The sequence below is a fragment of the Streptomyces sp. NPDC027663 genome (assembly GCF_055566415.1).
In genome coordinates this window covers 49,347-62,372 of the sequence record NZ_JBVHSK010000007.1, presented here as the reverse complement: position 1 = coordinate 62,372, position 13,026 = coordinate 49,347, and the positions used below count along the sequence as shown (strand labels likewise).

Sequence of the window (13,026 nt, the reverse complement as noted above, 5' to 3'; positions counted from 1 at the left end):
CGACCTTGATGTTCATCCTCGGCATAGTGGTCTTCGCGGTCGGCCTGCTCGTCTCGATCGCGTGGCACGAGCTGGGGCACCTGTCCACGGCCAAGCTCTTCGGCATCCGTGTCCCGCAGTACATGGTCGGCTTCGGGCCGACCATATGGTCGCGGAAGAAGGGCGAGACCGAGTACGGCATCAAGGCCATCCCGCTCGGCGGCTACATCCGCATGATCGGCATGTTCCCGCCCGACGGCCAGGGCCGGGTCTCGGCCCGCTCCACCTCCCCGTGGCGGGGCATGATCGAGGACGCCCGCTCGGCGGCCTTCGAGGAACTCCAGCCGGGCGACGAGACGCGCATGTTCTACACGCGCAAGCCGTGGAAGCGGATCATCGTCATGTTCGCGGGCCCGTTCATGAACCTGATCCTCGCGGTCGGCCTGTTCCTCACCGTGCTGATGGGCTTCGGCATACAGCAGGAGACCACCAGCGTCGAATCCGTCTCGCCCTGCGTGATCTCGCAGAGCGAGCACCGCGACAGCTGCAAGAAGTCCGACCCGGCCTCCCCGGCCGCGGACGCCGGCGTGAAGGCGGGCGACAAGATCGTCACCTTCGGCGGCGTGCCGACCGAGGACTGGAACACGCTCTCGGATCTGATCCGCAACAGCGCCGGCAAGGACGTGGCGATCGTCGTCGACCGCAAGGGCCACGAGGTGACCCTGCACGCGAAGATCGCCACCAACAAGGTCAACAAGAAGGACTCCAGCGGCGCCTACGTCCGGGGCGAGTACGTCGACGCCGGCTTCCTCGGCTTCACTCCGGCCCGCGGTGTCGTCAAGCAGGACTTCGGCCAGTCCGTGACCTGGATGACCGACCGGGTCGGCGACGCCGTGGACTCCCTCGTCGCCCTGCCCGGCAAGATCCCCGCCCTGTGGGACGCGGCCTTCGGTGACGGCCCGCGCGAGCCGGACTCCCCGATGGGCATCGTCGGCGCGGCCCGGGTCACCGGCGAGATCGCCACACTGGACATCCCTGCCTCGCAGCAGCTGGCCATGGCCGTGTTCGTGGTCGCCGGGTTCAACCTCTCCCTGTTCCTCTTCAACATGCTCCCGTTGCTCCCGCTCGACGGCGGGCACATCGCGGGCGCCCTGTGGGAGTCGCTGCGGCGCAACGTGGCCCGGGTGCTGCGCCGGCCCGACCCCGGCCCGTTCGACGTCGCCAAGCTGATGCCGGTGGCCTACGTGGTGGCCGGGATCTTCGTCTGCTTCACCGTCCTGGTGCTGATCGCCGACGTGGTCAACCCGGTCAAGATCTCGTAGTCGTCCGACGTTCCAGGCGGCCCGGGATCCCGTATTCCGGGCCGCCTTCCATCGAGTGGGTTTGCCGGGTGGGATGTGCTGGCGCCCGGGCCGGTGCCGTAATCTCGAAGCCTGGAGCCCGCCGTTCACGGGACCGGACCTTGATCCACGACTTGGGGTTGCACAGCAGATGACTGCGATTTCTCTCGGCATGCCGTCCGTTCCGACCAAGCTCGCCGAGCGCCGGAAGAGCCGGCAGATCCAGGTCGGAAGCGTGGCGGTCGGCGGAGACGCGCCCGTCTCGGTCCAGTCGATGACCACGACCCGTACGTCCGACATCGGCGCGACCCTGCAGCAGATCGCCGAGCTGACCGCCTCCGGCTGCCAGATCGTCCGCGTGGCCTGCCCCACCCAGGACGACGCCGACGCCCTCGCCACCATCGCGCAGAAGTCCCAGATCCCGGTCATCGCGGACATCCACTTCCAGCCCAAGTACGTCTTCGCCGCCATCGAGGCCGGCTGCGCCGCGGTCCGCGTCAACCCCGGCAACATCAAGCAGTTCGACGACAAGGTCAAGGAGATCGCCAGGGCCGCCAAGGAGCACGGCACCCCGATCCGCATCGGCGTCAACGCCGGCTCCCTCGATCGCCGCCTGCTGCAGAAGTACGGCAAGGCGACCCCCGAGGCCCTGGTCGAGTCGGCGCTCTGGGAGGCGTCCCTCTTCGAGGAGCACGACTTCCGGGACATCAAGATCTCCGTCAAGCACAATGACCCTGTCGTCATGATCGAGGCCTACCGCCAGCTCGCCGAGAGCTGCGACTACCCCCTCCACCTCGGCGTGACGGAGGCCGGCCCGGCGTTCCAGGGCACGATCAAGTCGGCGGTCGCCTTCGGCGCCCTGCTCTCCCAGGGCATCGGCGACACCATCCGCGTCTCCCTGTCGGCCCCGCCGGTGGAGGAGGTCAAGGTCGGCATCCAGATCCTCGAGTCCCTGAACCTGCGCCAGCGCGGTCTGGAGATCGTCTCCTGCCCGTCCTGCGGCCGTGCCCAGGTCGACGTCTACAAGCTCGCCGAAGAGGTCACCGCCGGCCTGACCGGCATGGAGGTCCCGCTGCGCGTCGCGGTCATGGGCTGCGTCGTCAACGGCCCCGGCGAGGCCCGCGAGGCCGACCTCGGCGTCGCCTCCGGCAACGGCAAGGGCCAGATCTTCGTCAAGGGCGAGGTCATCAAGACCGTCCCCGAGTCCAAGATCGTCGAGACCCTCATCGAGGAGGCCATGAAGCTGGCCGAGCAGATGGAGAAGGACGGCGTGACGTCCGGCGAGCCGTCGGTGTCGGTGGCAGGCTGACCCTCCCCGCCCCCGAAGGGGCGCGGGGAACTGCGCGACAAGCCACGACGCACCGGCACCCGCCGTCGCACATCGGCCTCCGAGCTGGTGGCGCAGCCACGCACCGGCACCCGCCGTCGCACGCCGGCCTCCGAGCCGGGTGGCGCAGCCACGCACCGGCACCCGCCGTCGCACATCGGCCTCCGAGCCGGGTGGCGCAGCCACGCACCGGCACCCGCCGTCGCACGCCGGCCTCCGAGCCGGGTGGCGCAGCCACGCACCGGCACCCGCCGTCGCACGCCGGCCCCCCGAGCCAGAAGGCGCACGGCCAAAGCGGCGCAGCTATAGTGCGGGGATCAGGCAGAACCCCAGCGTGAGGCCCCGTACGTGTTGACCCAGACCACCTCGCGGGTGCTCGAACCGAGTGACCTGGACGCAGCGCTCGCCGTCCTCGACCGCGAGCCGGTCGCGAACGCTTTCGTGACCTCCCGCGTCCAGGTGGCCGGCCTCGACCCCTGGCGGCTCGGCGGCGAGATGTGGGGCTGGTACGAGGACGGCATGCTCACGTCCCTGTGCTACGCGGGCGCCAACCTCGTCCCCATCTGCGCCACCCCGCGCGCCGTCCGCGCCTTCGCCGACCGGGCCCGGCGGGCCGGCCGCCGCTGCTCCTCCATCGTCGGCCCCGTCGAGTCCACCGCAGCACTGTGGCGGCTGCTGGAGCCGCACTGGGGCCCGGCCCGCGAGGTCCGCGCCCAGCAGCCGCTGATGGTCACCGACCGCATGCCCGCCGACATCGTCCCGGACCCGTACGTCCGCCGCGTCCGCAAGGACGAGATGGAAACGATCATGCCGGCGTGCGTCGCGATGTTCACCGAGGAGGTCGGCGTCTCCCCGATGGCCGGCGACGGCGGCCTCCTCTACCAGGCCCGGGTCGCGGAACTCGTCGGATCCGGCCGCTCCTTCGCCCGCATCGACGACGAAGGTCGGGTCGTGTTCAAGGCGGAGATCGGCGCGGCGACCTCCCGGGCCTGCCAGATCCAGGGCGTGTGGGTGGCACCGGAGTACCGGGGGAGGGGACTGGCGGCCCCCGGCATGGCGGCGGTCCTGCGCTACGCCCTGGCCGACGTGGCCCCCGTCGTGAGCCTCTACGTGAACGACTACAACACCGCGGCCCGCAGGACGTACCACCGCGTGGGCTTCCAGGAGGTCGGCGCCTTCATGAGTGTGCTGTTCTGAACCCCCTGTACCCTCCCCGCATGGACGTCGTGATCGGCACCCTGGACCTCCCCGCCCACGTCGACGAGGCCTTGGCCGTCCAGGCCGTCGCCTTCGGGCTCGGCCCGGACGAGGTGGCCGTACGCCGCCAGATCGTGCTGCGCCACATGCAGTACCAGGGCGCACGGGCCTACGGCGCCACCGTCGGCGGACGCCTCGTGGGGTTCGTGTACGGCATGCCCAACAGCCGCACCCACTGGTGGTCCACCGTCGTGGAGCCCTACCTCCGGGCCAACCGCAACGAGACCTGGCTGAACGACGCCTTCGTCATCACCGAGCTGCACGTCCACCCCGACCACCAGAACCGCGGCATCGGCCGGCGCCTGATCACCACCATCACCGACACCGCCGACGAACCCCGCTCGATCCTCTCCGCGATCGACACCGACAGCCCCGCCCGCGGCCTCTACCACTCCCTCGGCTACGTCGACCTCGCCCGCCAGGTCCACTTCCCGAGCGCACCCAGGCCGTACGCCGTGATGGGCGCCCCCCTGCCGCTGCGCAGGCGATAACCGATTTCCACCGGCACCGGCGGCCGGGCTAACCTCCTGTGCCATCACCTTCCCCGCGCTGGGCTGCACTCGAGCACGGGGACCCCCATCCGGCAGGAGTACGAGAACCATGGTGAACGCACCGGTCCAGCGCATGTCCCAGTTGATGGCGAAGACGCTGCGCGACGACCCGGCGGACGCCGAGGTCCTCAGCCACAAGCTCCTCGTCCGCGCCGGCTACGTCCGCCGCACGGCCGCCGGCATCTGGAGCTGGCTGCCCCTCGGCAAGAAGGTCCTCGCCAACGTCGAGCGGATCGTCCGCGAGGAGATGGACGCCATCGGCGCCCAGGAGGTCTCGCTGCCCGCCCTGCTGCCGCGCGAGCCCTACGAGGCCACCGGCCGCTGGGACGAGTACGGCCAGGAGCTGTTCCGGCTCAAGGACCGCAAGGGCGGCGACTACCTCCTCGGCCCCACCCACGAGGAGATCTTCACCCTCCTGGTCAAGGACCAGTGCACGTCCTACAAGGACCTGCCGGTGGTCCTGTACCAGATCCAGACCAAGTTCCGTGACGAGGCCCGCCCCCGCGCCGGCATCCTGCGCGGCCGTGAGTTCCTGATGAAGGACTCGTACTCCTTCGACCTGGACGACGAGGGCCTCGCCCGGTCCTACGCGCTGCACCGCCAGGCGTACCAGAACATCTTCAGCCGGCTCGGCCTCGACTACCGCATCTGCGCGGCCACCGCGGGCGCGATGGGCGGCTCCAAGTCGGAGGAGTTCCTCGCCCCGGCCGAGGCGGGCGAGGACGTCTTCGCGGACTGTCCGAACTGCGACTTCGCCGCCAACACGGAGGCGGTCTCCTACGAGCTGAAGCCGGTCGACGGCTCCGCCGTACCCGCGCTCGAGGAGGTCCCCACGCCGGACACCCCGACGATCGAGACCCTGGCCGCCTCGCTCGGCGTCCCGGCCTCCGCCACGCTGAAGAACCTGCTGGTCAAGGTGGACGGCGAGATCATCGCCGTCGGCGTGCCCGGTGACCGCGAGGTCGACATGGACAAGGTCGAGGCGCACTTCGCCCCGGCCGTTGTGGAGATGGTCACCGAGGCCGACTTCGCCGGCCGGCCCGACCTGGTCCGCGGCTATGTCGGCCCGCAGGGCCTGGGCGAGAAGGTTAAGTACATCGCCGACCCGCGCGTGGCCCCCGGCACCGACTGGATCACCGGTGCCAACAAGGAGCACACCCACGCCAAGAACGTCGTCGCAGGCCGTGACTTCGAGGTCGACGAGTACGTGGACGTCGTCGTGGTGCAGGACGACGACCCCTGCCCGAAGTGCGGCACCGGCCTCAAGCTGGACCGCGCCATCGAGATCGGCCACATCTTCCAGCTGGGCCGCAAGTACGCCGATGCCCTCAAGCTCGACGTGCTGGGCCAGAACGGCAAGCCGGTCCGCGTCACCATGGGCTCCTACGGCGTCGGTGTCTCCCGAGCCGTCGCCGCGATCGCCGAGCAGACCGCCGACGAGCACGGCCTGGTGTGGCCCAAGGAGGTCGCCCCGGCCGACGTGCACGTCGTCGCCGCGGGCAAGGCCCTGCAGACCGAGGTGGCCCTCGACGTCGCGGAGAAGCTCGCCGCCGCCGGCGTGCGCGTCCTCGTGGACGACCGGGCCGGGGTCTCCCCGGGCGTGAAGTTCACCGACGCCGAGCTGATCGGTGTCCCGCAGATCCTCGTCGCCGGGCGGCGCGCAGGCGAGGGCGTGCTGGAGCTGAAGGACCGCAAGACCGGTGAGCGCGAGGAGCTGACGGTCGAGGACGCGGTCGCCCGCCTGACCGCGCAGTAGGCAGGAACCCGCGGGGATGGTCCGGAGGCGACCACCGCCTCCGGACCTCTGCCGTACGCACTCGGAGGTCTGCAGCGCCCGGGCCCCTGCTGTACGCGCCTGGGCCCCTGCCGTACACGCCCGGACCTCTGCCGTACACGCCCGGACCTGTGCCGTGCGCCGTGGCCTGCCGTGCCGTGTCGTGCCGCGTCCGGCCCGCGGTGCGCCTCGGCCTGCCGGTCGCTTCCGGTCGCTCAGTGGTTCCGGCCGCCGTCCGCCTCCGGCCCCGGAAATCCATTCGGCCGGGCGGTGACCGGCCCGTACCCTGGCGGCCATGCCGACACTGGAGCGACTCCGGGCCGACCACGCGGCCGCCCTGCTGGCCTTCGAACGCGAGAACCGGGAGTACTTCGCCCGGATGGTGCCCGACCGCTCAGAGGCGTACTTCGCCGAGTTCGCCGACCGCCTTCGGGACCTGCTCGCCGAACAGGCGGCCGGTGTCTGCCACTTCCATGTGGTCCTGGACGACCGGGGCGAACTCGTCGGCCGCGTCAACCTGGTCGACGTCGAGGACGGCAGCGCCGAACTCGGCTACCGGATCGGCGAGCGTGCAGCGGGCCGTGGACTCGCCACGGCGATGGTCGCCGAGATGTGCGGCCTCGCCCGTACGGCCTACGGGCTGACCGCCCTCACCGCGCTCACCGTCCTCGACCACACGGCGTCCCGCACCGTGCTGGAGAGGAATCGATTCAGCGTGGTGGCGCACGTCCCCGTCGGCGGCCGGCCCGGCGTCCGTTACCGGCGCCTGCTGCCCACGGACGACGGACCGGGGAAGCAGTAGGGACAGTCACGACGGCCACGGTCTGCCGCATCTGCTTCCACTTGGACGTCGTTTCTTGTGGCGTGATCGTTTGGTATCGCCGTCTTGGCAGATGAGCCTGGCCGACCGCGCAGATGCTGACCATGCCCCCGTTGTCAGCGGCAGCCCATAAGGTGCGCTCAACTTCCCGAAGGAGGAGCTGTCGTGGGATTTTCGGGTCACCTGGTCTTTGCTCGCAGCAACCGCCCTCTGCTGGAAGCTCCCGTGTTCGACAGCCTCGACGACGAACTCAAGGCAACCGTGCACACATGGGAGTCACGGTCGGGCGGCTGGCAGACGCTCCAGATTGATTCCGGGACATGGGACGACGCCGACCTGCCCGACCTGGTTGAGTGGAGCAGGGCACCGGCCTGCGTCGCCGACGTCTCCGACAGCTCCCTCGCTCTCGTGACCGGGCTGGACACCACCGGCCAGCGCTGGCAGGCATGGCTCAACCTGGACACAGCCGCCAGGCATCTGGCCGAGGAACCCGAAGACCTCGAAGATCAACTCCTGTGGCTGGACACGCCGGAGTTCCACGAAGCCGTCAGGCATAAGCGCGCGGAGCTCGACGCCGAGATACCCACCGACGCCGAGGGGGCCGTTGCCTGGGCCGCAGCCGCCGGCATCCCCATCACGCCGCAGGCAGTCAGAACTGAAGAGCTGCTTCGTTCACACAAAACCTTCGTCGAAGACCTCTTCAGCACTCTGCTCGACAAGCTGGGCTTCCCTCAGGCCACCCAGTCCTCACCTGAACCATGAGAAACGACGTCTCAGGCCCGGGCAGTGCTGGGGCAGCCGGCCCGGGTGCTCACGGGGATTGCGGAGGGCGTCGACGACGCGCGGGCAGCTCAGGAGAGTTCGTGTCGAGTGCCGTCGGCGATGGCGTGGAGCTTGTCCGGGTTGGCCACATTGTGGATGGTCGAGATGCGGCCGTCCGCGTCGAAGTCGAAGGTCATCGTGGCGATGACGCGGTCCGGGCCGCGGAAGACCACGCCCGGGCCGCCGTTGATCCAGGTCAGCTCTGCCTGCATCTGCCCCGGTTCGATGCCCTGGTAGGTCGTGGTGCCGAGCGCGGCGAACCAACGGGCCACGGTCTCCAGGCCGACGACCGGCTTGAGGGCCTGGCGGACCTTGCCGCCGCCGTCGGTCCACAGGGTCACGTCCGGGGAGAGCAGCTCCATGAGGGCGTTGATGTCGCCGCCCGACGTCGCCGCGAAGAAGCGTTCGGTGACGTCGCGCCGGCGGGCGCGGTCCGCGGTGAAACGGGGCCGACGGGCCTGGACGTGCTCGCGGGCGCGGTGTGCGGCCTGGCGGACCGCCGCCTCGGAGCGTTCCACCGCCTCCGCGATCTCCGCGTAGCTGAAGGCGAAGACCTCCTTCAGTACGAAGACCGCGCGTTCCAGGGGGCTCAGCGTCTCCAGGACGACGAGCAGGGCCATGGAGACCGAGTCCGCCGTCGCGACGCCGTCGGCGGTGTCCGGATCGGTGAGGATCGGCTCGGGCAGCCACGGTCCGACGTAGGTCTCGCGCTGGTGGCGGGTCGACCGAAGCCGCTCCATCGCCAGGTTGGAGACGATCCGGGTCAGGTAGGACCTGGGGTCGGCGACCCGGGAGCGGTCGGCCGCCGACCACTTGAGCCAGGCGTCCTGGACCACGTCCTCGGCGTCGGCGGCGGTGCCGAGGAGGCGGTAGGCGACCGAGAAGAGCAGGGTGCGGTACTGCTGGAAGGCGAGCTGGTCGGGGCCGGCCTGCTGCGGCTGGGTCATTTGGCGCTCCTGATCCGGGTGTAGCGGCCGCCGTGCGGCCAGAACGCGCCCGAGGCGGGCATCTTCTTCATGCGGGCGAAGGTCGCCCACGGCGCGGCGGTGACCGTCTCCTTGTACTTCGCGGCCCGCTTGCCGGTCAGCACGATCCGCCGCGGGCTGTCGTCGGGGTGGGTGAACTGCACGACGGCGTCGTTCCGGCCCAGGCTGACGGGGGTGTGGTAGTAGCCGAAGCGGAAGGGCTTGGGCTCCTTGCCGGCCAGCACCCGCAGGATCGAGAGGGCCGCATGCACGCCGGTGGGCATGCCGCCCTGGCAGGTCCCGTGCATCACGCCGTAGCCCTGACGAATCGCCGCCGCGTCGCCCACGGCGTAGACATCCGGGTGCGAGACCGAGCGCAGCGCACTGTCGGTGACCACGCGGCCGCGCTCGTCGACGGCCAGGCCCGCGGCGCCGGCCAGCGGCGAGACTCGGGTGCCGCTGGTCCACAACACCGCGGCCGCCGGGATGCCGGAGCCGTCCGCGAGTTCGACGCTGTCCGGCAGCACCTTGGCCACCTCGACGCCGCTGCGCACCCGTACGCCGAGCCGGGCGAGCGCCGCGTCCAGGTAGGCCTTGGCCTTGGGGTGCATGCTCGCTCCCGGTTCCTGCCGGCCCAGCAGCACCACCTGGAGTTCCGGGTGCCGCTCGGCGATCTCCGCGGCGGCCTCGACACCGGTGAGGCCGCTGCCGCCGACCACGACGGTCCCGCCGTCGAGCCGGGCCAGCCGGTCGGCGAGGAGGGCGGCGTCCTCCGGGCTGTTGAGGGTGTAGGCGTGGTCGTCCACGCCGGGGACGGCGACGGTGTCCGCGATGCTGCCCAGGCCGTAGACCAGGGTGTCGTAGCGCAGGACCCGGTCGTCGTCGATCCGGACGGTCTTCGCCTCGGCGTCCACGGCGGTGACCCAGCCGCGGACGAAGGCCGCGCCGGTACCGTCCAGTAGCTGCGGGATGTTCATCCCGGCCGTCTCCTGGCCGGTGGCGGTCATGTGCAGTCGGAGCCGCTCGGTGAAGTTGTCGTAGGGGTTGACCAGCGTCACTCGCAGGTTCCCACGCTTCCTGGTGCGGGCCGCGAGCTGGATCGCTGCGGAGAGCCCGGCGTAGCCGGCGCCCAGGACCAGAACCTCGTGCTGCTGCGCTGCTGTCGTGTTCATCACTCTGTGTCGCCTTCGCGTTGGTCGTTCCCGCCGTGCGGACGACCACCAGACGCAAGCTGCCTTTCCGTTCGTGACATGGGGCCGGTGTGACCCGCATCACGTCATGGGGAAAGGGTGAGCGGGTGCGGCACCAGCCCCCGGGCGCCGCGACGCGCAGCAGTCAATCATGATCGGCTGACCCCGCACGGGAGCTGACGGAACAACAGGAGCCGCAGGCCGGCGGCAGGACCCGGCGCGCCCGCACCGCCCGCGAGCACGACCGCCGCTCCACCACCCGAACAGCGGAACTACGCGCTCACCACTTGATTGCGAGCTTTACTCGAAACGAACCGCGCCCGAATCGGCGCTTCTCATACACCTGAGCGACGGCGCCCCCAGCCGGTTCCGGAAGCAAGCCCCGAAGGCTCATGGAGCCGACCACTCAGAGCCAGCCCGCGAACTCCAGCAGCAGTTCCGCGTCCTTCTCGCGGCCGACCCGTCGCGCGCGGATCCCGGACTCCACCGCCCGGAACAGCGTCCAGCCGCGCAGCCGCTCCTGGTCCACCTCCAGCGACTCCGCGAGCCGCTTGATCCTGCGTCGCGTGGTGGACGGCCCGGACGGCGTCGCGATCAGATCCTCCACCCGGTCCCGCACCAGCCGCGCCAGGTCGAAGGCGGACTCCCCGACCACCGGGTCCGGGCCCACCGCGAGCCACGGCATCCGCTCTCCGGCGAGCACCTTGCTCTGCCGGAACGTGCCGTGCAGCAACAACTGTTCGGGCGGCGCGGCCAGCAGCTCGTCGCGTGCCGCGAGCGCCGCGTCCACCAGCGGCGCCGCGTCCGGGTAGGCCTCCGCGCCCGCCCGCATCGCCGTCGCCTGCCGGCCGGTGCGCTCCGCGACGGTCTCGAAGACATGGCCGGCCGGCGGCTCGACCCACAGCCGGCGCAGCGTCCCGGCCGCCTCCAGCAGCGCCTTCGCCTCCGGCAGCGACCGCACCGACACATCAGGGTGCAGCCGCTCCAGCAACAGCACCCCCTCCTCCGGCCCGGCCTCCAGCAGCTGTACGGCGCCGAGCCCGCCCCAGTGCGCCAGCGCCACCCGCTCGCTCTCCGGGCGCGCCCGCGGCGGGGCCAGCTTCAGCACGGCCGGGCTGCCGTCCGCCCGCCGCACCAGCACCACCAAACTGCTGCGCCCGCCCGGCACCTGGACCCGCTCGACGGTCAACTCGCGCCGGACGACGGCCCGCTCGGCCGTCTCGGACAGCCGCGCCAGCCAGTCGTCGCCGGCAGGTGCCGTCTCACCGAGCGCCCGCACCAGGCGCTGCGGCGGTTCGAAAGCCATGCGCGAGTCGTTCCCTTCCTGTCCGGTCCCCGTCCGGGTGCTGTCCGTCGTGCTGTCCGTCGTGCTGACGGTCGTGCTGTCGGTCGTGCTGTCGTGCGGTGCCGTCCTTCGGCCGGACTCCGGCGGCCACCGGGACGCCGACACCGGCGGCTACCGGGACGCCGACACCGGCGGCTACCGGGACGCCGACGCCGACGGCTACCGGGACGCCGACGCCGATGCCGATGCCGACGCCGACGATGTCGTACCGGCGGCCCCCGCATGTTCGCCGGACCGCTCGGCGAGCCCAGGGAAGGCTACGCTCTCCCCGCTCCACCGCACCGCCCGCACCGCGGCCTCCCGCAGCGCCCCGGCGGCATCGGCCCGCCGCGCGCCACTCGCCGTCCGCACCAGGTCCGAGTACACCCCGGCCACGCGCTCCTCCAGCCGCGCCGCGAGCCGCACGGCCGACGTCCCGTCCTGCACCGGGAACGGCAGCGCGTACGCGGCGCTCGCGGCGACCGGTGTGCCGCCCAGATCGCGCACCGTCCGCACCAGCGCGTCCCGCCGTGCCCGGTGGGCGTCGTACGCCGCCCGTGCCTCCGCCAGCCGCCGCTCGCCGATCCGCCCGCCGACGACGCCGTACCCGTACACCGCTGCGTGCTCGGCCGTCAGCGCCGCCTGCAGCGCGCTCAGCTCGGCCTTCGCGGCCTGCTCGGTCCCCTCGCTCACCTGGTCCCCTCCGTCAGCAGGTATGCGTGCGTCGCCCCGGCCGCCGCGACCGACGCCAGCAGCCGGGCCAGCTCGCCCGGCGCCTCCAGCAGATCCCTGGCGCGCCGGTCGGCGAGGGCGCGCTCGGCGGCTGCCAGTGCGGCCACGGCGTCCTTCTCGGTGGCCGGGACCGGCGTCGGTGACGCCGACGACCGCGCGGGCGTGGGCGTGGACGGCGAGGACGGCGTGGACGGCGTGCCGTCCCCGAACGCGCCCGCGTGCCGCGCCACCTGGTCCCGCAGCGGGCGCAGCCGTTGCGCCAGCCCGGGATGGGCGGCGAGCACGGCGTCGTAGCGCTCCAGCAGTTCCCGGCTGTCCCGGGCCGCACGCGCGCGTGCCCGGTCGGCGGCCGACGGGCCGTCGTGGCCGGAGTCCGGCTCGGCCGAGCAGCCCACCAGCAGCGCGGCACCGGCGGCCGAGGCGAGCAGTGATCTTCTGCGCGGCCCCGAGGGGGTGCGCGAGGGCGGGGGGTACGGCACGGCTGACGTCCTCGGGGGCTCGTACGAACACACGGGCGGGAACGCCGGCCCGCCGCTGATCACGGTACCCGCGCATCAGCCGGACTCATGTCACCGGCTCGGTGGGCGGGCCCCAGGCGGGCCCCAGGCGGGCCCCAGGCGGGCCCGAGGCGGACCCGGGGCAGGCCCGGAACCGGCCCGAGGGGCGCGGCTCCCGTCTCGCACGATGCGCGCGGACCGGCCCGGACACCACACCCGGACGCGAAGGCCCCGGGGCGCGGTTCCGCCTCGTACACGCGCGCGCATCCGCCCGGACACCACACCTGGACGCGAGGGTGTCGGGGGCGCGGTTCCGCCTCGTACACGCGCGCGCATCCGCCCGGACACCACACCCTGGACGCGAGGGTGTCGGGGGCGCGGTTCCGCCTCGTACACGCGCGCGCATCCGCCCGGACACCACACCCTGGACGCGAGGGTGTCGGGGGCG

At 71.9% G+C, this 13,026-nt stretch carries 12 protein-coding genes; 7 read left to right on the top strand and 5 right to left on the bottom strand.

Annotated elements, in window-relative coordinates:
* Positions 1-8 precede the first annotated feature (8 nt).
* The 7 genes from ACZ4SF_RS20250 to ACZ4SF_RS20220 all read left to right on the top strand — a co-directional run bounded on the left by ACZ4SF_RS20250 (position 9) and on the right by ACZ4SF_RS20220 (position 7,810).
* A complete protein-coding gene (locus ACZ4SF_RS20250) occupies positions 9-1,301 on the top strand; it encodes a M50 family metallopeptidase (RefSeq protein ID WP_468386797.1) in 1,293 nt (430 codons plus the stop codon).
* A 169-nt stretch (positions 1,302-1,470) separates the two neighbouring features.
* A complete protein-coding gene (ispG, locus tag ACZ4SF_RS20245; protein ID WP_468386139.1) occupies positions 1,471-2,628 on the top strand; it encodes a flavodoxin-dependent (E)-4-hydroxy-3-methylbut-2-enyl-diphosphate synthase in 1,158 nt (385 codons plus the stop codon).
* A 366-nt stretch (positions 2,629-2,994) separates the two neighbouring features.
* Positions 2,995-3,843, top strand: a complete 849-nt coding sequence (locus ACZ4SF_RS20240; RefSeq protein ID WP_468386136.1) for a GNAT family N-acetyltransferase — start codon at positions 2,995-2,997, stop codon at positions 3,841-3,843.
* 20 nt (positions 3,844-3,863) lie between these two features.
* Entirely contained in the window at positions 3,864-4,394 is a 531-nt protein-coding gene (locus ACZ4SF_RS20235) for a GNAT family N-acetyltransferase (protein ID WP_468386133.1), read from the top strand.
* A 109-nt stretch (positions 4,395-4,503) separates the two neighbouring features.
* Positions 4,504-6,210, top strand: coding sequence for a proline--tRNA ligase (locus tag ACZ4SF_RS20230; RefSeq protein WP_468386130.1), 1,707 nt, complete (start codon positions 4,504-4,506; stop codon positions 6,208-6,210).
* Between the two features lie 313 nt (positions 6,211-6,523).
* On the top strand, positions 6,524-7,030 hold the full coding sequence (locus ACZ4SF_RS20225) for a GNAT family N-acetyltransferase (protein ID WP_468386127.1): 507 nt from the start codon (positions 6,524-6,526) through the stop codon (positions 7,028-7,030).
* A 183-nt stretch (positions 7,031-7,213) separates the two neighbouring features.
* Positions 7,214-7,810, top strand: a complete 597-nt coding sequence (locus tag ACZ4SF_RS20220) for a hypothetical protein (RefSeq protein ID WP_468386124.1) — start codon at positions 7,214-7,216, stop codon at positions 7,808-7,810.
* A gap of 89 nt (positions 7,811-7,899) precedes the next feature.
* On the opposite strand, the gene ACZ4SF_RS20215 is transcribed toward ACZ4SF_RS20220, so the two are convergent.
* From ACZ4SF_RS20215 to ACZ4SF_RS20195, 5 genes are all read right to left on the bottom strand, one after another.
* The gene (locus tag ACZ4SF_RS20215) at positions 7,900-8,817 is read right to left on the bottom strand and encodes an RNA polymerase sigma-70 factor (protein ID WP_468386121.1); all 918 of its coding nucleotides are present in this window, start codon (positions 8,815-8,817) and stop codon (positions 7,900-7,902) included.
* Entirely contained in the window at positions 8,814-10,007 is a 1,194-nt protein-coding gene (locus ACZ4SF_RS20210; RefSeq protein ID WP_468386118.1) for an NAD(P)/FAD-dependent oxidoreductase, read from the bottom strand. The genes ACZ4SF_RS20215 and ACZ4SF_RS20210 overlap by 4 nt, the downstream gene beginning before the upstream one ends.
* A gap of 424 nt (positions 10,008-10,431) precedes the next feature.
* Positions 10,432-11,331: an aminoglycoside phosphotransferase family protein gene (locus ACZ4SF_RS20205; RefSeq protein WP_468386115.1), complete on the bottom strand. Its 900-nt coding sequence runs from the start codon at positions 11,329-11,331 to the stop codon at positions 10,432-10,434.
* Positions 11,332-11,529: 198 nt separating this feature from the next.
* Positions 11,530-12,042 carry a ferritin-like domain-containing protein gene (locus tag ACZ4SF_RS20200; protein WP_468386113.1) on the bottom strand — a complete coding sequence of 171 codons (513 nt, stop codon included), beginning with the start codon at positions 12,040-12,042 and terminating at the stop codon, positions 11,530-11,532.
* Positions 12,039-12,560: a hypothetical protein gene (locus ACZ4SF_RS20195; protein WP_468386109.1), complete on the bottom strand. Its 522-nt coding sequence runs from the start codon at positions 12,558-12,560 to the stop codon at positions 12,039-12,041. The genes ACZ4SF_RS20200 and ACZ4SF_RS20195 overlap by 4 nt, the downstream gene beginning before the upstream one ends.
* Between the last annotated feature and the right edge of the window lie 466 nt (positions 12,561-13,026).

Coding starts and splice junctions, on each gene's coding strand:
- ACZ4SF_RS20235 (WP_468386133.1), top strand. CDS start 3,864: ATGGACGTCGTGATCGGCACCCTGGACCTCCCCGCCCACGTCGACGAG.
- ACZ4SF_RS20205 (WP_468386115.1), bottom strand. CDS start 11,331: ATGGCTTTCGAACCGCCGCAGCGCCTGGTGCGGGCGCTCGGTGAGACG.
- ACZ4SF_RS20250 (WP_468386797.1), top strand. CDS start 9: ATGTTCATCCTCGGCATAGTGGTCTTCGCGGTCGGCCTGCTCGTCTCG.
- ACZ4SF_RS20215 (WP_468386121.1), bottom strand. CDS start 8,817: ATGACCCAGCCGCAGCAGGCCGGCCCCGACCAGCTCGCCTTCCAGCAG.
- ACZ4SF_RS20230 (WP_468386130.1), top strand. CDS start 4,504: ATGGTGAACGCACCGGTCCAGCGCATGTCCCAGTTGATGGCGAAGACG.
- ACZ4SF_RS20225 (WP_468386127.1), top strand. CDS start 6,524: ATGCCGACACTGGAGCGACTCCGGGCCGACCACGCGGCCGCCCTGCTG.
- ACZ4SF_RS20210 (WP_468386118.1), bottom strand. CDS start 10,007: ATGAACACGACAGCAGCGCAGCAGCACGAGGTTCTGGTCCTGGGCGCC.
- ispG (WP_468386139.1), top strand. CDS start 1,471: ATGACTGCGATTTCTCTCGGCATGCCGTCCGTTCCGACCAAGCTCGCC.